Genomic DNA, 21,147 nt, shown 5'->3' on the forward strand with positions numbered 1-21,147 from the left:
CCTCGGATGCGCGCGCTTCCACCGGTGGTGGCGACTGCACAGGCGAGTGTCCCTGCCTCCACCTTGTCTCCCGGTACCACCCATGCGGCGTCATTCCGCCACTCTCGCAAAGTGGCGGAAGGCGACCGGCCCCTGTGAAGCGGTGCCGCTCCCGGGCCGCCCGGGCTCAGTGCACCGTCAGCAGCCCCTGCCGCAGCCGGCCCAGCAGCCGGTTGAGCAGGCGCGACACGTGCATCTGGGAGATCCCGAGGCGCTCGCCGATCTGCGCCTGGGTGAGTTCCTCGACGAACCGCATGTGGATGATCTGCCGGTCCCGCTCGTCCAGCTCCGCCAGCAGGGGAGCGAGGCTGTGGACGTCCTCCACGAGTTCCATGGTCATGTCCTCGACGCCGATGAAGTCGGCCAGGACACTCTCGCCGTCCTCGCTGCCGCTGACGGCGGCGTCCAGCGACGCGGACGTGTAGCCGTTGGAGGCGACCCGGGCGTCGATGACCTCCTGCTCGGGGAGGTTCATCAGCTCCGCCAGCTCCTTGGTGGTGGGCTTGCGCCCGAGCCGGCTGCTCAGCTCCTCCGTCGCCTTGGCCAGCTCGACCCGGGCCTCCTGCAGCCGCCGCGGCACGTGCACCGCCCAGGTGGTGTCGCGGAAGAAACGCTTGATCTCGCCGACGATGTACGGCACGGCGAAGGAGGTGAACTCCACTTCGCGGGCCAGCTCGAACCGGTCGATCGCCTTGATCAGCCCGATCATGCCGACCTGGACGATGTCCTCCATCTCCTGGGGACCCCTGCTGCGGAAGCGGCCGGCCGCGTACCGCACCAGGGACATGTTCATCTCGATCAGCGTGTTGCGGGCGTACTGGTACTCGTGCGTGCCCTCTTCCAGGTGCGCGAGCCGGTCGAAGAACACCCGCGACAAGGCGCGCGCGTCGGTCGGTGCGACCTGCGAGGGGTCGGGCACCTCCGGCAGCTCCGTCCGAGCTCGAGTCGCCTTCGCCTCCATGGTCACCGCCATCGTGCGGCCCTCCCTCTCAGCAGGTGATTCCTCATGCCGTGACCGCCCCTGTCTCCAGGGGCGGACTTCGCTGCGTGTACCCGGGCTCCGACGCCCCACACCCATTATTTCTCCACCGGGCTCGATTCACCCGCCGGGACCCCTCCGGGACCTCCCACCCGCAGCCGCGCGCCCTGCCGTCCCAGCTCCTGCTGGACCAGGGCGTACGGCACCTCGCGCGGGCTGCGCCCCAGCCGGGTGGCCAGCGCGGCACAGATCCCCGCCGCCTGCCCGGTGGCCATGGCGATGGGCATGACCCGGTACGACGAGTGCGCCACGTGGGACCCGGAGATGCACCGCCCGGCGACCAGCAGCCGGTCCGTCCCGGTGGGCAGCAGGCAGCGCAGGGGGATGTCGTAGAAGCGCCCCCGGGGAACGCGCCGGATCACGGTGCCGCTGCCCTCCGGGTTGTGGATGTCGATGGGGTAGGCGCCGTGCGCGACGACGTCCGGGAAGGCGCGCGCGTCCAGGATGTCGTAGCCGGTGAGCCGGTAGTCCCCGAGGACGCGGCGGGTCTCGCGCACCCCGATCTGGGTGCCGCTCTGCACGGCGTACGCCTCCTCGAACCCGGGCACGCGCGAGCGCAGGAACCGGTCGATCTCGGCCATCTGCCGCCGGGCCGTCCACTCGGCCCGGCTCAGGTCCCACACGTCGATGCCCAGCGCGCCGGTGACCCGTGTGCTGTTGACGGAGAGCTCGTGCGGGTGCGGGGTGCCGAAGAACAGCACGTCCTCGCGCGGCAGCCGCAGCTCGCCCGCCTCGGTGGCCTCGCGGACCAGGTCCCACAGCCCGTGCACGCCCCGCCACTGGTCGGGGTGGGCCCGCACGTACTCGGCGAAGCGCGGCCGGGCGAAGTCGGCCATCCGGAACATCAGGGTCATCGGCTGGACCCGCCCGTCCTCCGGGCGCCCCACCTCGAACGGTGCCCCGCAGGAGGCGGCCACGTCGCCGTCGCCCGTACCGTCCACGACGACCCCCGCGTCGATCACCACCGGCCCCGACTTGGTCTCGAACACCACCCGCCAGCCGTCCGCCAGGGGCAGCGCGGCCGACGCGAAGGAGTGGAACAGCATCCGCACCCCGGCCTCGTCCAGCATGTCCAGCAGCACGAGCTTGAACAGCTCCGGGTCGAACGGGACGGTGTAGCCCGTCTCCAGGGACGGCGGCACGCAGCCCCCGCAGGCGGTGAGCCGGTCCAGCAGACGCCACAGGAACCCGGCGACCACCGGCTCGCCCTCCCCGTGGTCGGTGGGCAGCAGCCGGTCACCGGCACCGTCCTCGACGAACACCGCCTGGCGGTGCTCGTTGTGGAAGGACATCAGCGGCATCACGAGGGCGACGGTGGCGTTGCCGCCCAGGAAGGCGTACCGCTCGACGAGGATCACGTCGGCGCCCGCCTCGGCCGCGGCGTACGCCGCCGCGGTGCCCGCCGGGCCGCCACCCACCACCAGGACGTCCGTGCGGCCCGCGTGCTGGGCCGCACGCGCGGGGACGGTCACGGTCCGCGGCTCCTCCGGCCGCCGCAGAACGGGCATCACGCCTCCTGACCCGCGCCGTGACGCGGCACCGCGCCGTCCTCGGGCCCCGTGCCGAGCAGGCGCAGACCCTGCGGCCCCGCGACGCCCGTACCGGCGGCCGGCCCTGCGGTCCCCGGCCCGCGCCCGCCCACGGCATCCTCCTGCTTCGCGGCCCCCTGCTTCTCGGCGTCCCGGCCCGTGGCGTCTTCCTGGTTTCCGGCGTCGTCCCGGTTCCCGGAGTCTTCCTCGTCCATGGCATCCAGCAGGGCACCGCAGCGCGCGCAGGTCTCCGCGGCGAGTTCCCGCAGGGCCCGCACCCGGGCGGTGAGGTCCACCCGGCGCTGCGGGAACTCGTCCCACAGCCGGTCGACCTCCGCCAGCAGCAGCCCCACCTGCTCCCGCGCCACACCGACCAGCGCGGGGGCGCCCAGCCGGCGCGCGAAGTCGAAGACCTTCCCGGCGTACGGCAGCGGCAGCACGGGCAGGCCGGACACCGCGGCGAAGATCAGGAAGTGCAGCCGCATGCCGACGACCAGGTCGAGGTGGCTCATCAGGCCCAGCACCTGCCCCGGCGTGTACGCGCTGTGCAGGATCCGGCCCCGGTCCGGGGCGGTCATCCGGGAGAGTACGGCGTGGGCGTGCCGGACGTCGTGGCGCTCCATCGGCATGAACACCACATGGGCGTCCAGCCGGCGCACCAGGAAGTCGGCGACATCGGCGAGGAGCGCGTGGTAGTCGCCCTCGTCCAGCTTCTCCGCCGCCCGGCCCGGCTCGCGCACCGACATCCCGACCAGCCGGGCGTTCGCGGGCACCCCCTCCTGCCGCATCATCTCGGCGGTGAACGGCTCCGGCGGCAGCAGCAGCGCCGGGTCGGCGGTGACGACCAGGTCCCGTTCGACCCCGACCTCCTCCAGGACCAGCCGGGACTCCTGGTCGCGCACCACCACCTCGTCCATGTCCGCCAGCACCGTGCGCACGGCCTCCCGGTCGTCGCTCTCGCGCAGCGGGCCCGCGCCGACCGCGTAGGCGAAGGTGCGCACACCCCGCACCTGGGCCGCGCGGACCAGCTTCAGATACCGGCGCGCCTCCCCGTCGTAGAGGATGCCGCCGCCGCCGAGGACCAGCAGGTCGAGACCGGCCAGCACGTCGGTCACCTGTTTCTGCGGCACGCCTTCCCAGTCCACCACCTCGTCGGCGCCCGGCTGGTGCGCCCGGGTGTGCTCGGCGTCGCGGCTGAAGACGATCAGGCGGGCCCCCGGCCGGTGGGAGCGCAGACAGCCGAGGACGCACTGGAGGATGGCTTCGTCGCCGATGTTGTAGCCGCCGTAGGAACCCAGCAGGCCGATGCGCGGGCCGCCCCGACGGGGCGGCCGGGACTGTGAGGTGGTCATCCGGGACTCCCGTTCCGTGGGGCGGGCGGTGACTGCGAGGACGGGCGCGGCCGAGGCGCGGGCCGAGTTGCCCTCATCCCACGAGGAAAACACCTCCGCCGCCGTCCGGCAGCCGCTGCCGGACCGCGCAGGCTGCCCAACGCCCGTGGCGCGCGCTGGAGTGGCCACGGCGGCGGGATGCGGCGATGGTGTCCGTGAGGGTGTTCCGCTGCGTCCCACGGGGGAACGCGCCCTGGGGCGCGCAGGACGACGACGGCCGGTGCGCGCTCGACGAGCCGCGACCGGGAGGAGCGTTCGTGAACAGGCAAGTGCGGTCGGGCGGCCGCCGCGGCGATCCGGCGGACACGCCCGATCCCAGGCGCTGGAAGGCCCTGTGGGTCACGCTGGCCACCGGCTTCATGAGCCTGCTCGACGTGACCATCGTGGCCGTCGCGCTGCCGTCGATGCAGCGCGACCTCGGGGCCTCGGCCTCCTCCGTGCAGTGGGTGGTGTCCGGGTACGCACTCGCGTTCGCCCTCGTCCTGGTCCCCGCGGGCCGGCTGGGCGACGCCATGGGCCGCCGCCGGATCTTCCTGTGCGCCCTGGCCGCCTTCGTCCTGTGCAGCGCCGCCGCGGGCGCCGCACCCACCATCACCTGGCTGGTGGTGGCCCGGCTCGCGCAGGGTGCCTGCGCCGGCTGCCTGGCCCCGCAGAACTCCGCGCTGATCCAGCAGATGTTCCGCGGCGCGGAACGCGGACGGGCCTTCGGCCTCTTCGGCGCCGTCGTGGGCGTCTCCAGCGCGGTCGGACCGATCACCGGCGGCCTGATCCTGGCCCTCGCGCACGGCACCCAGGGCTGGCGCTGGATCTTCTACGTCAACGTCCCCGTCGGCGCCCTCGCGCTCCTGCTCGGGCTGCGGCTGCTGCCCCGGGTGGCACCCGGCCGCCGGGAACGCCTCGACCTGCCCGGCGTGGCCCTGCTCGGTGTCGGCGTGCTGGCCCTCATGCTGCCCCTGGTGTTCGCGGAGAGCGGCGGCCTGGGCCGGCTGTGGTGGCTCTTCCCGCTCGGCCTGGCGCTGCTGGTCTGCTTCGCCTGCTGGGAGGGGCGGGTGGCGGCGCGGGACGGGCAGCCCCTGCTGGATCCGCGGCTGCTCACCGGCACCCGCGGCTATGCGCTGGGGACGGCGCTGGGCGCGCTGTACTTCGTCGGATTCAGCGGTGTGTGGCTGGTGTTCGCGCTGTTCTTCCAGAACGGCCTCGGCTACGCGCCGCTGCGCTCGGGCCTCGCGGTGACGCCCTTCGCGATCGGCTCGGCCGTCGCCGCGGTGGTCTCCGGGCGGCTGGTGGAGCGGCTGGGCCGGCTGCTCACCGTCTGCGGTCTGGTGGCGGTGGTGGCGGGGCTCGGCGCGACCGCGCTGATCCTGCACTCGGCCCCGGCCGGCGTCCTCACCTGGCTCGCCGCGCCCGCCCTGTTCATCGGCGGGCTGGGCAGCGGCTGCGTCATCTCCCCGAACGTGACGATGACGCTGCGCGACGTGCCGGTGCGGATGGCCGGGGCTGCGGGCGGCGCCCTGCAGACCGGCCAGCGCCTGGGCGGCGCCGTCGGCACGGCCGCGCTGCCGGGCCTGTTCTACACGGTGCTCGGCTCGACGGCCGAGGACTACCGGGCCGCCGTGTCCCTCTCGGTGGGCTTCGCTCTCGTGGCCATGCTGGCGTCCTTGACGGTGGCGGTCCTCGACTGGCGCCGCGACCACCACGAGCGGCCCCCGAGCCGGGCACCGGGGCCCTCCGGCGGCCCCGGCCGCCGGCATCCCGGCGACGAGCCCACCCACTCGAACGGCGGTACGAGCGGCCGGGAAATCGGGCGCGGCACCTGCCCGGACGCCGGGCGGGGCTGAGGCGCGTTCCGCAGCGTCGCGCCTCGGTCGACACGCGGTCGCCACCCCGCCTGGTGGTGGCCCGGTCAGGCGTCCTCGTCGCGCCACAGGCCGCCCGCGGGCTCCGTGTCGAAACGGGTGGCCTCCCGGGCGTTCCCGCTCAGGTCGTTGTCGAGGACCCGGCCGTCGGTCCAACTGCCGTTGCCCGTGATGCACATGCCGTGGGTCTGGGTCCGGGTCGGCTGGTCGTCGCCCATCCTGTTGCCGTGCATCCGCGGCCGGGTCACGGCGGCGTCCACGGTGAGCGCGGCGCGCAGCACGGGAGCGTCGGGCAGCCGGTAGGCGGAGCCCGGCTCGGGAACGCCGTCCTCCCAGGCGGTGTCCGCGCCGGGGCGCAGCGGCGCCAGGCGCAGTTCGGTGGGGGAGTTGCTGGTGACCAGCGCGGTCTGCGTGCCCACCGCCACCTCCTTGCCGCGGTGCCCGTCCTTGGGCCAGTCGGCCTTCTCGTCGGTCAGGGACAGCGCGGCGAAGCGCACTCCCTCGCCACCGCCCTCCACGGCGCCCGCTCCGCGCCGGCCGTTGTTGCGTATACGGTTGTCCACGAGGGCGAGGTCCCGCATGACGGCGTCGATCCGCACCCCGTCGAGCGCGTTGTCCCGGATGTCGTTGGCCTCCAGCACGATGTCCGCGGCCGCCTCCTCGTCCCCGCCGGCCAGGTTGTGCTCCCAGTAGCCGTAGCGCCCGTTGTTGCTGATCCGGTTGCCCCTCAGGGCGTACGGCCCCGGCGTGTTGCCCAGACCGACCCCGTCGCGGACGTTCCCGTCGATCACGCAGCCGGTGACGATGCCGCCCCGGCCGCCGATGCGGGTGGTGCCCTGGGAGGACACGTCGAAGCCCGCCTCGTGGTTGCCGAGCATCGTCGACGAGGTGACCAGCAGCCCGTCGGCGCCCCAGTCGGAGATGCCGAAGCGGTTGTCCTCGGCGTGGCAGGCGGTGATGCGGATGCCGCTGGGCGGCGCCCACTCGTCGTTCTGGAGTTCGAGGAAGATCCCGTTGGTGCCGTTGCCCGTCGCCGTGCACGTGGTGAGGGTCAGCCGTTCGACCGGACCCCAGCCGCCGATGCCGATCCCGATGCCCGCCCCGCCCATCTGCTCACCGCTGTCCTGCCGCCCGCACCGCTCGGCCAGCACCCCCTCCACGACCGTGTCCTGGAGGAAGTCGCAGCCGAACCCGGTAGCTGCCGTGTCGTGGATGTACAGGTCGCTGAAGCGCCCGCGCAGCACGTACTGGAGACCGAGACCCTTGGCCAGCGGGTCGTACTCCTCGGTCGTCACCCCCGAGCCGTCGATCTCGAAGTGGGCGAAGGCGAGGTCCGCCAGGTGGTTGTCCCGGTCGGCTCCGTGCTGCCGGGCGGTGAACCAGGCCAGCGGAACGGGCGTCGTACGGTCGCCGGGATTGCGCAGCACGAAGCAGGTGGCGCCCCGGCCCTCTCCGATGAGGGAGACGCCGCTGCGCCAGACGGTGGGCTCGTCCACCATCAGATAGCGCCCGGCGGGAACGTGCACGACGCGCGGGCGCCCGTCGGCGGCGCAGGCCGCGCCGAGTGCGTCCACCAGGTGCTGGAAGGCCGGCTGGTCGTTGGTGACTCCGTCACCGGCCAGGCCGTACTCGCGGGCGTCGACGGCAAGGGGCTCGGACATGGGCGCTGCTCCTTTCCCGGGGCCTCGGCGCCGGGTACCCCCGCACGCGCCGGCGGCAACGGCGGCAGGGAGCGAGGTTTGCGGGGCACCGCCCCGGACACCCGACGTGATGACACCGACCCCCGATTGTGGCTTGGAGTGAGCGACAGTGGCTGGTGACCAGAAGGCCAAGGCCAAGAAGGAACAGATGAAGGGCAAGGCCAAGGAGACGGTCGGCCGCGCCGTGGGCAACGAGCGGATGACCGCGGAGGGCCAGGCCAAGAAGTCCAAGGGCGACGCACGCCAGGCCAAGGAGAAGGGGAAGGACGCCCTCAAGCCGTGACCGCCCTGACGTAGGGCGACCGACTGCGTGCTGAAGCTGCGAGCAGAGAAGCCTCTGCGGGTTCCCCCGGCCGGGGGAACCCGCAGAGGCTTCTCGCTGCTCGATGCGTGCTACGGGTGTCTGGGACTACGGGTGTCGGGGGCCCCTGTGTGCGTGACCGCCCGCGTCGTGACCCGGCGCCCGTCGCCCCGCGCGCCTCGGCCCAGTGCCCGTTACCCACCCCGGCGTGCCAGTTACCCCGGCAGCTTGGCCCGCAGGCCGCCGATCGTCGCGGCCGGGCCCGCCGTGACACGGACGGAGCGGCGCACCAGCCCGGCGTCGCGTCGCAGCCCGCGCGCGGTGTGCCGGCCCCGCCACAGCCACGAGGGCGACCCGCCGGTGTCGTCGGCGGCGATCAGCAGCCCGCCGAGCATGGAGAGGTTCTTCAGGAAGTGGATGCGCTGCTGAGCGCGTTCGGCGGGGTCCTCGGCCTCCCAGAAGCGATGCCCGGCCACGGTGGTGGGCACCAGTGTGGCCGCCAGGGCCAGCGCGGAGAGCCGGGGCAGCCGTCCCAGGCCCAGCAGGACCCCGGCGGCCACCTGCACACCACCGCTCAGCCGGACCACCTGCTCGGTCCGGTCCGGCAGCAGGGCCACGCGTTCGGTGAGGGGGCGCACGACCGGCTCGGCCAGCGGAGTGACGCCCTCGGGGTTGCGTACGGAGTTCATGCCTCCGGCGACGAACATGGAGGCGAGCAGGGGACGACCGGCCACGCGCAGCAGACTCATGGACCTCTCCAGACGGGTGGGGGTGTACGGCCTCGGCCGGGTTCCCGGACCCACCGGATGCATTCGAAGCCGGAGGGCCCGGCCGGATCGGCCGGAACACCGGGCAACCTTCCTCATCATTCCGGAAGTGTGCCCATCTGTAGCAATTTTCAGGACATCACGGAACCGGGGGGCGGCGTGCCCTGGTCTTACCTGCCGACCGACGAGCCGGGAACCGCCCGGCCCCGTGCATTGGGGGAACACTCACATGCCCATGCGTGTCCGCACCCGACGTAGCCTGCTCACCGCCTCCGCCCTCGCGGCGGCGCTCTCCCTGGCCGCCGTGACCCCGGCGCTGGCCGGCACCGCGGCCGCCCACCCGGCTCCCGCGGCCGCCCACCCGGCTCCCGCGGCCGCCCACCCGGCCCCCGCGGCCGCCCATCCGGCTCCCGCGGGCGCCGGCGCCGCGCGAACGGCCCCCGGGCCGGCCCGGACGGCGTCGGTGCCCGTCTCCGCCCTCCAGGGCGACCCGCGCAGCGTCAGCCAGCGCGTCGCCGACTTCTACGGCGCCTACATCGACACGGCCTGGGACGGCTCCGACCCGGCCGCGGCGGCCGACGCCAAGGCGCTGAAGGCCTTCTACCTGACCGCCGGCGCGCGCAGGAAGGTCGCCGCGTACGAGGCCAGGGAACACGCCGACGGCATCCTCTTCGCCCAGAACGTGCCGGTGCGGTGGAAGGTCGACTACACCGGCTCGGGCGGCGGCCACGCCTCCAGCAGGGTCACGCTCACCTGGAGCGACGGCAGGAACGCCCAGGTCACGAAGATCGACGTACGGTCCGACCTCAGGACCCGCAAGATCACCGACCTGAGGCCGGTCCGCCAGGGCTGAGGCCGTCCGGTCCGTCCGCCCCGGCGGCGGACGGAGCAGACGGACCGGACGCGGCAAGCGGGTCGGACGGCCAGTCGAATCGGACGGGCCAGTCGAATCGGGCGGGCCAGTCGAATCGGACGGGCCGGATGAATCGGGTGGACCGGGCGGACCGTCGTGGTTCCCCGGCATCGCCCGGGGCACTCGGCGGGGCACGGACGCGAGCGACGCCCCCTGTGCCCCCTGACCGACCAGACGCTCTCCCCGCTCGCGGGCGGGTTCACCTGGCTGCCGCAGCGCATGAGCGAGAGCGCCGGCCGGGCCGTCCCGACCCGCCTCCTGGGCCGCCCCGCCCTCGCCCTGCGCGGACCGGCCGCGGTCCGCTTCTTCTACGACGCACGCAACGTCCGCCGCGACGGCGCGCTCCCCGAGCCCGTCCGGGCCGACCGCTGCCCGTGCGCACAGCGGCGGTGGAACTGCTCCACGTGCTCCGCCCCACGGTCGCCGTGAGCCGGTTCGTCGCCTTCGCCGCGCACGCCCTGCACCGACGGCCCGAGCACCGGGCACGGCTGCCGGACGCGGACGGCGCCGAGGCCGTCGCGTTCGCCCACGAGGTCCGCCGGTTGCACCCTTTCGCCCCCTTCCTCGGCGGCCGGGCGGTCCGGGACCTCACCTGGCGGGGTCACGCGCTCCCGCAAGGCGGGACGGTGCTCCTGGATGTCCACGGCCAGAACCACGACGAAGACCTCTGGGGCGACCCGTCCACCTTCCGCCCGCAGCGCTTCCTCGAACGCCCGGCCGAACGAGATGAGCTGATCCCGCAGGGCGGCGGCGACCCGCGCACCGGGCACCGCTGCCCCGGCGAGGGCGTGACCCTCGGTCTCCTGGAGGCGCCTGGCCCGGCTGGAGTACGACGTTCCCGGCCAGGACCTGCGCATCTCGCTGCGCCGCATCGCGACCCGGCCGCGCAGCGGCGTCGTCATCACGGGCGTACGTCCGCCCGGACACACCGTGGCGGCCACGGCGGCGACGGGCACCGACACGGCCACCGGCCTCCGTCCCGCCCGGCGCTGACGTGGCGTCCGCCGCCCATGCCTCGGGCCGGACGGCAAGCCGGGCGCGGCCACTCGCGTGATCCTCCGTCCGGCGGTGTGGCACGGGCCGGCCCGGGAACCCGGCGGGCGGTCCACCGGTGACACACCACCTTCGAACAGCGAGGAGCGCTGCCATGGGACACGGCGGAGACGTCATCCACGAACTGACCACCGATCACCGCGAGGTGGAGGAGATCTTCGCGCAGATCGAGGCCCTCCCGGCGGGGGACAAGAGGCGCAAGGACCTGGCGGACCAGGCCACCATCGAACTGGTCCGGCACTCCGTGGCCGAGGAGATGTACCTCTATCCGGCCGTGCGCCAGTACCTCCGCGACGGCGACGCGATCGCCGACCGGGAGATCCAGGACCACTCCGAGGCGGAGCGCACGATGAAGGACCTGGAGGGCTGCCAGGCCGACGACGCCCGGTTCGACCAGCTCATGGGCCGTCTGATGCGGGAGATCCGCGAACACGTGACGGACGAGGAGCAGAACCTCTTCCCGCAGCTGCGCGAGGCGGCCACCCCCGAGGGGCTGGAGGACCTGGGCGACAAGGTGCGTACGGCGAAGAAGACGGCGCCGACCCGGCCGCACCCCTCCGCCCCCGACACACCGCCCGCGAACAAGCTCCTGGCCCCCGGGGCCGGCATGGTCGACCGGATCCGGGACGCGCTGTCCGGCCGCGGGAAGACCGGCTGACGCACGTGGCTGTCCCTGCAGAGCGCCGGTGAGTCCGCTCGCGGGGGCCGCCGAGACCTTCCCGGTCCGGCGGCCCCCGCGACGCACCTGCCCGAGCCCGCGCGCGACGACGCGGCCCGCACCCCGGGAGGACGGGTGAGCCCCGACCAGGAACAGCGGCACACGCGACACGGACAGCCGCAGCCGCACGGCACGCGTTCCACGCACTCCGCGGACGGCGCGGAACACCCGCACCACGGCCTGCCGCGCCGGGGCTTCCTCGGGGTGTGCGCCGGCGCGGCCGGACTGGGCACGGCGACCGCCTGCGACCACCCGGCCGCCCGCCGCACCCCGCCCGCCGCCGACCGGCACCGCCCCGAGGCGGAGCGCGACCGGCCCGGCACCGGCGACTGGCGGATCACCTCGCCCGGCCCGCCCGACGCGGTGGCCGGCTACACCGACCGGGTGAGCGTCGTGCCCGGCCAGGAGTGCGGCCTGCACGTGTCGACCACGGCAGAGTCGTTCCGCGTCTCGGCCTTCCGCGTCGGCTGGTACGCGGGGACGTACGCCCGGCTCGTGTGGCGCTCCGCGCCGGTGCGGGGCCGCGCCCGTCCGGCCGCCCGCGTCCTGTCCGCCACCCGTACCGTCCGGGCGGACTGGCCGCGCACGCTCGGCGTCGACACCGACGGCTGGCCGGAGGGGGCCTACCTGCTGCGCCTGGACGCGGACAACGGCCACCAGCGGTACCTCCCGCTGATCGTGCGCTCCGTGCACGGCGCCGGCCGCACCGTCCTGCTGCACGCCCCGGCCACCTGGCAGGCGTACAACCGGTGGGGCGGGTACAGCCTCTACGACGGTGCCTCGGGCGCCTACACGACCCGCTCCCTGGCCGTCAGCTTCGACCGGCCCTACGACAAGAACGGCGCCGAGAAGTTCCTGACGTACGAGTGGGCGGCCGTGGTCCTGGCCGAACGGCTCGGCATACCGCTGGCGTACACCACCGGCACCGACCTGCACCACGACCCCGGGGTCCTGCGCGGAGCCGCCGCCGTGATCTGCCTGGGCCACGACGAGTACTGGACCCCCGAGCAGCGCGCGCACGTCACCGCCGCCCGGGACGCGGGCACCAACGTGGCCTTCCTCGGCGCCAACACCTGCTTCCGTCGGGTCCGTCTGGAGGCCGGCGCGGCGGGGGAGGGGCGCACCGTCGTCTGCTACAAGTCCTCCTACCGCGACGACCCGTACTACCCCTCCCGCCCCGCGCAGGTCACCACCGACTTCCGGCTGGCCCCGGCCGCCGACCCCGAGTCCTCCCTCACCGGGGTGCTCTACGAGGGCTACCCGGTGGACGCCCCCTACGTCGTGCAGGCGGCGGACCACTGGCTCCACGAGGGCACCGGAGCCCGCGCCGGCGAGAGTTTCGCCCACCTGGTCGGGGTGGAGTACGACCGGGTCACGCCCGGCGCGCCCGTCCCTTCCCCGCTGGAGATCACCGCACACTCGCCGTTGGTGCACGCCGGCGCCCGCAGCCACAGCGACTCCGCGTACTACACCGTCCCGGGCGGCGCGGGCGTCTTCGCGACGGGCACCATGCGCTGGGTGGAGGCGCTGATGGCGGGGACCGGCGAACTCGGTCGCGACCACGGCATGGACGCCCGTACCCGAGCCTTCGTCACCCGCACCACGGAGAACCTCCTGCGCGCCTTCGCCGAGGGCCCGGCCGCCCGCCACCGCCCCGCCCCGCGCCCCAACGTGCGCCGGCTGTACGGGACCACGGCGTGAACCCGGCCGTCACCCGGCCGCGTCGGCCACGGCGGGCGGGGACCCCTGGCGTACGGACTCCCACAGCGCGCCGGTGAGGCCGACGGGATTGCCGGCCGGGATCACCCGGCTGTGCAGCACCGCCCGGGCCAGGGGATCGAGCCCCCGGACCGGTCACCGCCCCGTCGTCTCCTCGGACGGGTCTCATTCAGAGGGGTCTCTGCCATGCGTGCCTCTGCCCTGCGCGTCCGTCCCAGGGCGTGTCTCCGTCAGGCGCGCGCCGGTCCGCGGGCGGACACTGGACCCCATGAGCCGTCGGTCCGCGTTCACGGCCCGGCCGGTCGGGCGCCGGGCCGTGCTCCTGGGCATGGCCGGGACCGCGCTCGGCGCGGCGGGCTGCAGCACGGCGACCGGCCCCACCACCGGGGGACACCGGGGTACCGGCCCCGTGCCGGCGGGTTCCACGACCGGTGCGCCCGCGTCGCCCGCACCGTCCGGTGCGCGTCCCGCGCATCCCGCGCTGCCCCGCACCAAGCCGTGGCGTCCCACGTCCGCCGAGGTCGAACCCACGGTGAAACAGCGTGCCGTGGAACTGATCGAGGCCCTGGGCGCCTGGACCGGCGGCGGGGGCGTGGCGGCCGCAGCGCGGGCCAGAGCGGCCGCCGCGCACCAGCGGCCCGCGCTCGCCGCCCAGGCCGGTCCCCTGCTGCCCTCGGCCGACGAGGCCGTACTGCAGGTGGTGGACGCCCAGTACGGCGGGATCCTCGCCGACTCGGCGAGCGTGCTCGTCGTGTGCCGGCAGTGGACCCGGCGCGGGGCCACCGTCACGGCGGGCGGTACGACGGTCGACGTACGGCTCGCCCGGACCGGCGGCGGATGGGTGGTCACCGCGCTGCACCCGGCCCGTCCGGGGCCGCCCGAGGCCGTGCCTCCGGCCGCGGCGCGCCGGGTGCTGGCCGACTCCCGGATCGAGCTGCCGCCCGCCGCCGCGGACGATCTGCGCAGCGGCCGGGTCCACGACAGCGTGCTCGCCGCGATGCTCCGCCTGGCCGGGACGTACCGGATCGCCGTGAGCGTGGTCCGCTCAGGGCACCCCCTGGACGTCTTCGGCACCAACCGCCCCAGCGACCACCCGCGCGGGCGGGCCTTCGACGTGTGGCGCATCGAAGGCCGGCCGGTCGTCGACCCGGGCACTCCCCGCTCGCTGGTGGAGCGGTTCATGCGGGATGCCGCGGACGCCGGTTCCTACAACGTCGGCGGACCGGTGCTGCTCTCCGGCGGCACCCGGCCGAACCAGTTCTTCAGCGACGCCACGCACCACGACCACATCCACGTCGGCTTCCGCACCTGAGCCCGGCCGGCACCGGCCCTCAGCCCAGGCCGGACCAGGTCAGCGCGATCATCAGCGCCGCCACCACGGTCAGGGCCGCCATGGGCACGATGACCGGGCGGGCGAGGTCCGCCCAGGTGAACGGGGCCTCGCCCCCCGCTTCGGAACGATCGTTTTTCCGGCGCCCCGGGCCCGGTTCCGCGAAGACACGGCCGGAGCCGAGCAACGAGCGGCACCAGGGGCAGTCGCCGTCCTCCCACGCTTCCATGCCGCGCTCAACGACGGGCCGGGGCCCGGGCAACGCCTGCGGCAGCCATCGTGATGCCGTCGTCACCGGGCCGTGAGCAAGCGGTGCCACCGGCCCCCCACGCTCCCACCACGCGGCGCCCGCGCGGGCGTCCGGTGTCCCCGGCCTCACAGGCCCGGGATCCCGCGAGGCACGGGCACCGCGGGCACCGCCGCGTCCGCGCCGGCATCCGGCCGTGGCACGCCTGTGGAAGCTCCGGTGCCCCACGGCCGCACGAGCGGGGCGCGCCGATCGCCCGCGCCGGGCGCACCGGGAGCGGGCGGGGGCGCGCTCGCGTGCGAGTCCACGAAGGACGCCGTCGTCGTCCGCTTCCGGGGGCGCTCGGGTGAGGGCGGCACGCCCCGCGAGGTGCTGTCCATGCCGGAGCAACGGCGTACCCTGCCCGTCCGTACGCGCCGTGCTCCGCACCCTCACCGCATCAGGTGAGGACACCGCTCGAACGGACGCTTCTGCTCATGCGACAAGCGGCCCGGGCGGCGTGCGCCGCGGCGGGTGCCCTCCGGTCCCCGCCGGAAGCCGGCTCGCCCTGGCGGAGAGCCTGTCGCGGAGCCTGCCCGGGAGTCAGCCCGCCCTGCCCGGAGTCAGTTCGGCGAGCAGCAGCGTGCGGTCGTCGGTGACGTCGTCGCAGCCGGAGCCGGCCAGCAGCCGCCGGCACAGCGACGGCAGTGCGTCCGGTTCCCCGGCGTCCGGCACTTCACCGGCGCCGGCGTCGAGGGCGCGGGCCAGCCGGGTGATGCCCTGGTCGATGTCATGGGTGCGGGACTCGACCAGCCCGTCGCTGTAGAGCAGCATCAGCGCGGGCTCGGACAGGCGCAGCACGGTCGGTTCGTAGCGGCCCGTGCCCAGCCCGAGCGGCAGCCCCGGGGTGGCGAGCGAGACGGGTGCCGCCGGACCGTCCGGCCCGCGCACCAGCGGCGGCGGGTGGCCGGCCCCGACGAAGGTGCACGTGTGCAGATCCGCGTCCCACTCCGCGTACATGCAGGTGGCGAACGGGGCACCGGGCGTGTCCCCGGCTACGGAGTCGAGCCGGTGCAGCAGCTCGCAGGGGTCGATGTCGAGGCTCGCCAGGGTGCGTACGGCGGTGCGCAGCTGGATCATGGCGACGGCGGACTCCGGCCCGTGCCCCATCGCGTCCCCGACGATCAGCCCGAGACGCCGGCCGGCCCGGGGCAGGACGTCGTACCAGTCGCCGCCGATGACGTTGTCCTGCCCGGCGGGCCGGTAGCCGTGGGCGACCCGGCAGCCCTCGAACGCCTGCCCGGTGTCCGGGAGCAGGCTGCGGCGGATGGCCAGCGCGGTGCGGCGCTCGCGTTCGTAGCGCCGGGCGTTGTCGAGCGCGACGCCGGCCCAGGCCCCGAGCGACTCGACGGCCACGGCCTCGCCGCGGGTGAACGCCTCCCGGTCCGGGCCGCGGGTGCAGGCGATGAAGCCGACGGCCGTACCGCGCAGGCGCAGCGGCACGATGAGGAACGAGGCGGTGCGCAGCAGGGCGTCCACGCCCGAGTGGTCCGGCCCGGTCTTGCGCAGCCGTTCGACGGTGTGCTCGTCCACGCCGTCGAGCAGCTGCGTCTGTCCGGTCGCGAGCGCCCGCGCGTACGGCGTCTCGCGCGGGAAGACCAGGACCTCGCCGACCGGGAGGAGGTGCTCCCAGTCCTCCGCGGCGTCCGACCCTATGCGCAGGGCGAGCCTGCGCGCCTCGATCTGCGGCGGATCGGCGGCCATGCGCGCCTGTTCCTCCAGGAGCCAGCGCTGGAGCAGGTAGACCGAGGCCGCGTCGCAGAAGCCGGGAGCCAGCGCGTGCACGACGTGGCGGCCGGTCAGCTCGAGGTCGAGTTCCGATCCGATGGCGTCGGCCGCGGGGGAGAAGTGCCGGCGGCGGACCGTGACCGAGGGGTGGGGGCCTTCGGGTTCACGGGGGACACGGGGTTCGGTGCGTTCTGTGTTCCGCAGGGTCGTTGCCTTCCGGGTGGGGCCGGTGTCGGCGAAGGGCGGGCCAGGCGGTTCGGGCGGTCCAGGCAGTACGGCGGTCCGGGTGGTCGAGGTCGGTCGGGACTCGGGGAGGTCGGAGCGGCGGGGCGGTCAGCGGGTTTTCGGGGCGTCGGGCGGTCCTGCGGGCGCGGGCGCGGGCGCGGAGCGAGGGGAGCGGGGAGGCAGTGGCGTATGCCGTGGGCAACTATATGATGTCCGGTCAAGGACGCCGAGACGTAGGGGAGTTGGTCATGCCCGTGGACGGTCTGCCGCACGGCGTGGATCCGGGCAAGGCCAGTGTGGCCAGGATGTACGACGCCATGCTGGGCGGTGAGCACAACTTCGCCATAGACCGGGAGGCGGTGGCCGCCTTCACGGCGATCGACCCCCAGGTGCGCACCCTGGCCCGCGCCAACCGGGCCTTCCTCGGCCGTGCGGTGCGCTTCCTGACGGAGGCGGGCGTCCGCCAGTTCATCGACCTCGGCTCCGGGATCCCCACCCAGGGCAACGTCCACGAGGTCGCCCAGACCGCGGCTCCCGGCGCCCGGGTGGTGTACGTCGACAACGACCCGGTGGCGGTCGCGCACAGCGAGGCGCTGCTCGCCGACAACCCGGACGCGACGATCGTGGCCGCCGACATCAGGCGCCCGGAGGAGATATTGGCCGCACCCGGGGTGCGCAAGCTCATCGACTTCGAGCAGCCGGTCGCCGTGCTGATGATCACGATCCTGCACTTCGTCACGCCGCGGGAGGACCCGGCCGGCATCGTGGCCGCGTTCCGGGACGCCCTGCCCGCGGGCAGCTGGCTCGCCCTGACCCATGCCACGGACGAGGACCGTCCGGACACGGCCGCCGCCGTCGGGCAGCTGTACCGCGACCGCGCGACGTCCCCCGTCACGGCTCGCTCCCACGACGCGATCGAGGCGCTCTTCGACGGGTTCGACCTGGTGGACCCGGGGCTGGTCCACGTCCCGCTGTGGCGCCCGGGACCGGGGGACGAGATCCCGCGGAACCCCTCCTCGTACTGGGTGTACGCGGGAGTGGGCCGCAAGAGCGCGTAGGCGCGCGCGACGGGCCCGTGGCACGCTGGCCGCATGTGCGGTCGTTTCGTCTCCACCCGCGGTCCCGAGGAGCTGGCCCGGCACTTCGGGGTGACCCGGTGGAACCCCGAGGAGGCGCTGGAGCCCAGCTGGAACGTCGCGCCGACCGATCCGGTGTGGGCCGTCCTGGAGCGCGCCCCGCGCGGTGGGCGTACGGCGGCCGGGGTGCGCCGTGAGCTGAGGGTGCTGCGCTGGGGCCTGGTGCCGTCCTGGGCCGAGGACGTGCGCGCCGGCGCCCGGATGATCAACGCGCGGGTGGAGACCGTGCACGAGAAGCCCGCCTTCCGCGGCGCCTTCGCCGCGCGCCGCTGCCTGCTGCCCGCCGACGGCTTCTACGAATGGCAGCGGGCCGGGACCGAGGAGGGCCGGCCCCGCAAGCAGCCGTACTTCATCCATCCCGAGGACGGCGGGGTGATGGCGCTCGCCGGTCTGTACGAGTACTGGCGCGATGCGGCGGTGCGGGACGGCGACGACCCGGCGGCCTGGCTGACGACCTGCACCGTCATCACCACGGACGCCACCGACGCGGCGGGCCGCGTCCACCCGCGCATGCCGCTCGCGCTCGCCCCCGAGCATTACGACGCCTGGCTCGACCCCGGCCACCGGGACACCGGAGACCTGCGCGAGTTGCTGTCCTTGCCGGCGGCCGGGCGACTCGACGTCCGCCGCGTCTCCGCGGCCGTCAACGACGTGCGCAACAACGGGCCGAGCCTCGTGACGGAGGAGGCGGGGGCGGGGGGCACGGCGGGGACGAACCCCTGACCCGTCCCGCGTGGCTGACCGGTGTCGACGACCTCGCCCTCGCCTCCCTCCACCACCTGCACGACCGCGGCCTGGACGACGTCATGGTCGTCGGCTCCTCGCTGGGCGGCTGGATCGCCGCCGAGATGGCGGTACGGGACACGGCGGGCCTCATCACCGGCCTGGTCCTCCTGGACGCGGTCGGCGCGCACGTGCCCGCCGAACCCATCGCCGACGTCTTCTCCCTCGGCCCCCGCGACCTGGCCGCACTCTCCTGGCACGACCCGGCGCCCGTCCTCGCCGCCGCCGCGGACCTGACGCCCGGCCAGGCGGAGCTGCGCCTGGCCGACATGGCCACGATGCGTGCCCTCGCCGGGGACCCCTGCATGCACGATCCCAAGCTGCTGCGCCGGCTCGGACGGGTCCGCACCCCGGCCCTGCTGCTGTGGGGCGAGAGTGACCGCATCGTGACCCCCGCCTACGGCGCCGCGTACGCCCGCGCCTTCGGAAACGGCCGCTTCGAGGTCATCGCCGGGGCGGGCCACCTGCCGCAACTCGAACAGCCCGACGCCACCTGCGCGCTGATCGAGGAGCACCTGCGCCGGACGGGGACCCGTGTCCCCCGATGACCGGTGCCCTGGCGCGTTGCGCCCGCCGCCCCGCCCGGCCGCCCCGTACCGTGCTCTGGAGGTGACCATCGGTCACACGCTCCGGACGTGACCGGCGGCGGGCAACGGGAGGCGCGGTGGCGGGTGCGGGCGGACCGGCGGCCGGGCGGGGCCGCGGGCGCCGGACGGGCGAGGTGGTCCTGGGCAGCAGACCGGCGTACTCCGCATGGCTCCCGCCGCGCTTCCGTCCGGTGCGGACGCCGCCGGCCGCCGAGCACCCCCGCGCCGAGCGCACGGTGCCCTGGCTGCGCGTCGCCGCCTCCTACGCCTGGCGCCTCATCCTCGTCGGCGCCGCCGTCTACGGCGTCTTCACCGTCCTGGGCCGCTTCCAGCTCATCGCCGTGGCCCTGTTCGTCGCGCTGGTCGTCACCTCGGTCCTGCGCCCCTTCGCCGACCTGCTCGACCGGCTGCTGCCCAGAGCGCTGTGCGTCGCCGCCGTCCTCGTGGGCAGCCTGCTGTTCCTGTTCGGACTGCTCGCCTTCGTGGGCGACGTGGTGGCGGGGCAGTGGGGGCAGCTCACGACCGAGCTGACCGGCGGCATCCACCGGATCGAACAGTGGCTCCAGCGTCCGCCGTTCCGGCTCAGCCCCGGCAAGCTCTCCGGACTGCAGCACCAACTCCTGTCCTATCTGGCCGCCCACCGGGCCGGCCTCGTCAACAGCGCCCTCAGCGGCCTCGGGCGAATCGTCGAACTGGTCACGGCCGCCGCGCTCGCCCTCTTCACCTCCGTCTTCTTCATCCACTCCGGCGAGCGCCTGTGGGGCTGGGTGCGCGACCAACTGCTGCCCGGCGGGGCCCGGGTCGTCTGGGACCAGGCCGGTCACGCGGCCTGGCGCGCGTTCGCCGGATACACGCGCGGCATCATCATCGTGGCCGCGACCAACGCCGTACTGGTCGGTATCGCGCTGTTCGTGCTGCGGGTGCCGCTCGCGCTGCCGCTGGCCCTGCTGGAGTTCTTCGCCGCCTTCATCCCGCTGGTCGGCTCGCCCGTCGCCCTGGCGGTGGCCACGGTCGTCGCGCTCGCCGGACGCGGTCCGGTCACGGCGCTGGCCGTGATCCTGCTCATCGTCGTCATCGGCGAACTCGAAGGCCACGTACTGCATCCGCTGGTGATGAGCTGGGCGGTCCGGCTGCACCCGCTCGTCGTGGCCGTCTCCGTGATCGCGGGCAGCATCGTCGCCGGGGTGATCGGCGCGATCGTGGCCGTGCCCTTCGTCTCGGTCGTCTGGGCCGTCCTGCGGGCTCTGCGTCCCGGACCGTCGTAGCGTCCCGGACCGTCGTAGCGTCCGGGCCGCCGCGGCGCCGGGCCGCCCGGGCGTCGGTCCGCCGTCGGGCCGGGCCGCCCGGCCCACGCGCCCGCGGGCACGCTTTTCGGCCGCGCCAGAACGGGCACGCGGTCCGGGTACGACACCGAGTGGAGGGACGGTTCCGCGATGTCCGAGTACGAACGTTCACGCACGATGCCCGCGCAGCCCGAGCAGGTCTTCGATCAGGCCGCCGATGTCGGTCGGCTCGACGCCTGGCTGCCCGACGCCCTGCACGTGCACGCCGAGGAACCACCTGCCGTGACCGTGCACGAGGACGACACCGGCGAGGACACCTCCGCGCTGCTGCGCGCCGAGCGCGACCAGATGCGGATCGAGTGGGGCACCCGGGAACAGGGCGGCTACGCCGGCTGGCTCCAGGTCGCCGGCATCGGCAGCGGCGCCAGCGAGGTGACCGTGCACCTGTCGTTCTTCGAGGACAGCCACGATCCGGGCGAGCGAGCCGCCTGCGACGCCCTCGACAGCAGTCTGCGGCGGCTGGAGGAGCAGGTCCGGATACGGGTCGACAACGCGGCCGGCTGAGCCGCGCCCGGCACCCGCGCCCGGCACCGAGGAGCGGGTAGAGGTCCGGACCGGAGAAGACGGGAAGCAGCGAAGCAGCAGAGCAGAAGGGTGCGGGCATGCCGCGGCGGGGGGGGGGGGGGGCCGGGCCCCCCCCCCCCGCCCGCGCGGGTACGGTAGGGCGCGCACCCCCCCCCCCCCCCGGCCCCCCCCCCCCCCCC

General features: G+C 74.7%; 18 protein-coding genes and 1 pseudogene. 12 read left to right on the forward strand and 7 right to left on the reverse strand.

Annotated features, from left to right (window positions below):
* Positions 1-166 precede the first annotated feature (166 nt).
* The 3 genes from AB0G56_RS40650 to AB0G56_RS40660 form a co-directional block, all read right to left on the reverse strand.
* Complete coding sequence (locus AB0G56_RS40650) at positions 167-1,012, reverse strand: SigB/SigF/SigG family RNA polymerase sigma factor (protein WP_360980915.1); 846 nt, start codon at positions 1,010-1,012, stop codon at positions 167-169.
* 104 nt (positions 1,013-1,116) lie between these two features.
* Positions 1,117-2,586 (reverse strand): FAD-dependent oxidoreductase, encoded by a 1,470-nt coding sequence (locus tag AB0G56_RS40655; protein ID WP_360980918.1) that lies wholly within the window; start codon positions 2,584-2,586, stop codon positions 1,117-1,119.
* A complete protein-coding gene (locus AB0G56_RS40660; protein WP_360980921.1) occupies positions 2,586-3,959 on the reverse strand; it encodes a polysaccharide pyruvyl transferase family protein in 1,374 nt (457 codons plus the stop codon). The genes AB0G56_RS40655 and AB0G56_RS40660 overlap by 1 nt, the downstream gene beginning before the upstream one ends.
* A 296-nt stretch (positions 3,960-4,255) precedes the next feature.
* On the opposite strand from AB0G56_RS40660, the gene AB0G56_RS40665 reads away from it, so the two are divergent.
* On the forward strand, positions 4,256-5,836 hold the full coding sequence (locus AB0G56_RS40665) for an MFS transporter (RefSeq protein ID WP_360980924.1): 1,581 nt from the start codon (positions 4,256-4,258) through the stop codon (positions 5,834-5,836).
* A 65-nt stretch (positions 5,837-5,901) separates the two neighbouring features.
* Here the strand turns inward: AB0G56_RS40665 and AB0G56_RS40670 are convergent, their stop codons facing one another.
* On the reverse strand, positions 5,902-7,515 hold the full coding sequence (locus AB0G56_RS40670; protein ID WP_360980927.1) for a right-handed parallel beta-helix repeat-containing protein: 1,614 nt from the start codon (positions 7,513-7,515) through the stop codon (positions 5,902-5,904).
* Between the two features lie 148 nt (positions 7,516-7,663).
* On the opposite strand from AB0G56_RS40670, the gene AB0G56_RS40675 reads away from it, so the two are divergent.
* Positions 7,664-7,837, forward strand: a complete 174-nt coding sequence (locus tag AB0G56_RS40675) for a CsbD family protein (RefSeq protein WP_360980930.1) — start codon at positions 7,664-7,666, stop codon at positions 7,835-7,837.
* Positions 7,838-8,070: 233 nt separating this feature from the next.
* Here AB0G56_RS40675 and AB0G56_RS40680 read toward each other — a convergent pair whose 3' ends face one another.
* Positions 8,071-8,604, reverse strand: coding sequence for a DoxX family membrane protein (locus tag AB0G56_RS40680; protein WP_360980933.1), 534 nt, complete (start codon positions 8,602-8,604; stop codon positions 8,071-8,073).
* 247 nt (positions 8,605-8,851) lie between these two features.
* Between AB0G56_RS40680 and AB0G56_RS40685 the strand changes: the two genes are divergently transcribed.
* From AB0G56_RS40685 to AB0G56_RS40705, 5 genes and pseudogenes are all read left to right on the forward strand, one after another.
* A complete protein-coding gene (locus AB0G56_RS40685) occupies positions 8,852-9,475 on the forward strand; it encodes a hypothetical protein (RefSeq protein ID WP_360980936.1) in 624 nt (207 codons plus the stop codon).
* A gap of 279 nt (positions 9,476-9,754) precedes the next feature.
* A pseudogene (locus AB0G56_RS40690) lies at positions 9,755-10,528 on the forward strand (cytochrome P450).
* A gap of 154 nt (positions 10,529-10,682) precedes the next feature.
* Positions 10,683-11,246, forward strand: coding sequence for a hemerythrin domain-containing protein (locus tag AB0G56_RS40695; RefSeq protein ID WP_360980939.1), 564 nt, complete (start codon positions 10,683-10,685; stop codon positions 11,244-11,246).
* Positions 11,247-11,642: 396 nt separating this feature from the next.
* Positions 11,643-13,007 carry a N,N-dimethylformamidase beta subunit family domain-containing protein gene (locus AB0G56_RS40700; protein ID WP_360980960.1) on the forward strand — a complete coding sequence of 455 codons (1,365 nt, stop codon included), beginning with the start codon at positions 11,643-11,645 and terminating at the stop codon, positions 13,005-13,007.
* Positions 13,008-13,293: 286 nt separating this feature from the next.
* Complete coding sequence (locus AB0G56_RS40705; RefSeq protein WP_360980942.1) at positions 13,294-14,337, forward strand: hypothetical protein; 1,044 nt, start codon at positions 13,294-13,296, stop codon at positions 14,335-14,337.
* Between the two features lie 19 nt (positions 14,338-14,356).
* Here AB0G56_RS40705 and AB0G56_RS40710 read toward each other — a convergent pair whose 3' ends face one another.
* Both AB0G56_RS40710 and AB0G56_RS40715 read right to left on the reverse strand, forming a co-directional pair.
* On the reverse strand, positions 14,357-14,584 hold the full coding sequence (locus tag AB0G56_RS40710; protein WP_360980945.1) for a hypothetical protein: 228 nt from the start codon (positions 14,582-14,584) through the stop codon (positions 14,357-14,359).
* Positions 14,585-15,184: 600 nt separating this feature from the next.
* Positions 15,185-16,468, reverse strand: coding sequence for a SpoIIE family protein phosphatase (locus AB0G56_RS40715; RefSeq protein ID WP_360980963.1), 1,284 nt, complete (start codon positions 16,466-16,468; stop codon positions 15,185-15,187).
* A gap of 374 nt (positions 16,469-16,842) precedes the next feature.
* On the opposite strand from AB0G56_RS40715, the gene AB0G56_RS40720 reads away from it, so the two are divergent.
* From AB0G56_RS40720 to AB0G56_RS40740, 5 genes are all read left to right on the forward strand, one after another.
* On the forward strand, positions 16,843-17,652 hold the full coding sequence (locus tag AB0G56_RS40720; RefSeq protein ID WP_360980948.1) for an SAM-dependent methyltransferase: 810 nt from the start codon (positions 16,843-16,845) through the stop codon (positions 17,650-17,652).
* A 33-nt stretch (positions 17,653-17,685) separates the two neighbouring features.
* Complete coding sequence (locus AB0G56_RS40725) at positions 17,686-18,453, forward strand: SOS response-associated peptidase (protein WP_360980951.1); 768 nt, start codon at positions 17,686-17,688, stop codon at positions 18,451-18,453.
* A 14-nt stretch (positions 18,454-18,467) separates the two neighbouring features.
* Positions 18,468-19,061 carry an alpha/beta hydrolase gene (locus AB0G56_RS40730; protein WP_360980966.1) on the forward strand — a complete coding sequence of 198 codons (594 nt, stop codon included), beginning with the start codon at positions 18,468-18,470 and terminating at the stop codon, positions 19,059-19,061.
* A gap of 116 nt (positions 19,062-19,177) precedes the next feature.
* Positions 19,178-20,365 carry an AI-2E family transporter gene (locus tag AB0G56_RS40735; protein WP_360980954.1) on the forward strand — a complete coding sequence of 396 codons (1,188 nt, stop codon included), beginning with the start codon at positions 19,178-19,180 and terminating at the stop codon, positions 20,363-20,365.
* A gap of 168 nt (positions 20,366-20,533) precedes the next feature.
* Complete coding sequence (locus AB0G56_RS40740; protein ID WP_360980957.1) at positions 20,534-20,947, forward strand: SRPBCC family protein; 414 nt, start codon at positions 20,534-20,536, stop codon at positions 20,945-20,947.
* The last annotated feature ends 200 nt before the right edge of the window (positions 20,948-21,147 follow it).

It is taken from the genome of Streptomyces sp. NPDC021356 (assembly GCF_040641015.1).
GTDB lineage: Bacteria > Actinomycetota > Actinomycetes > Streptomycetales > Streptomycetaceae > Streptomyces.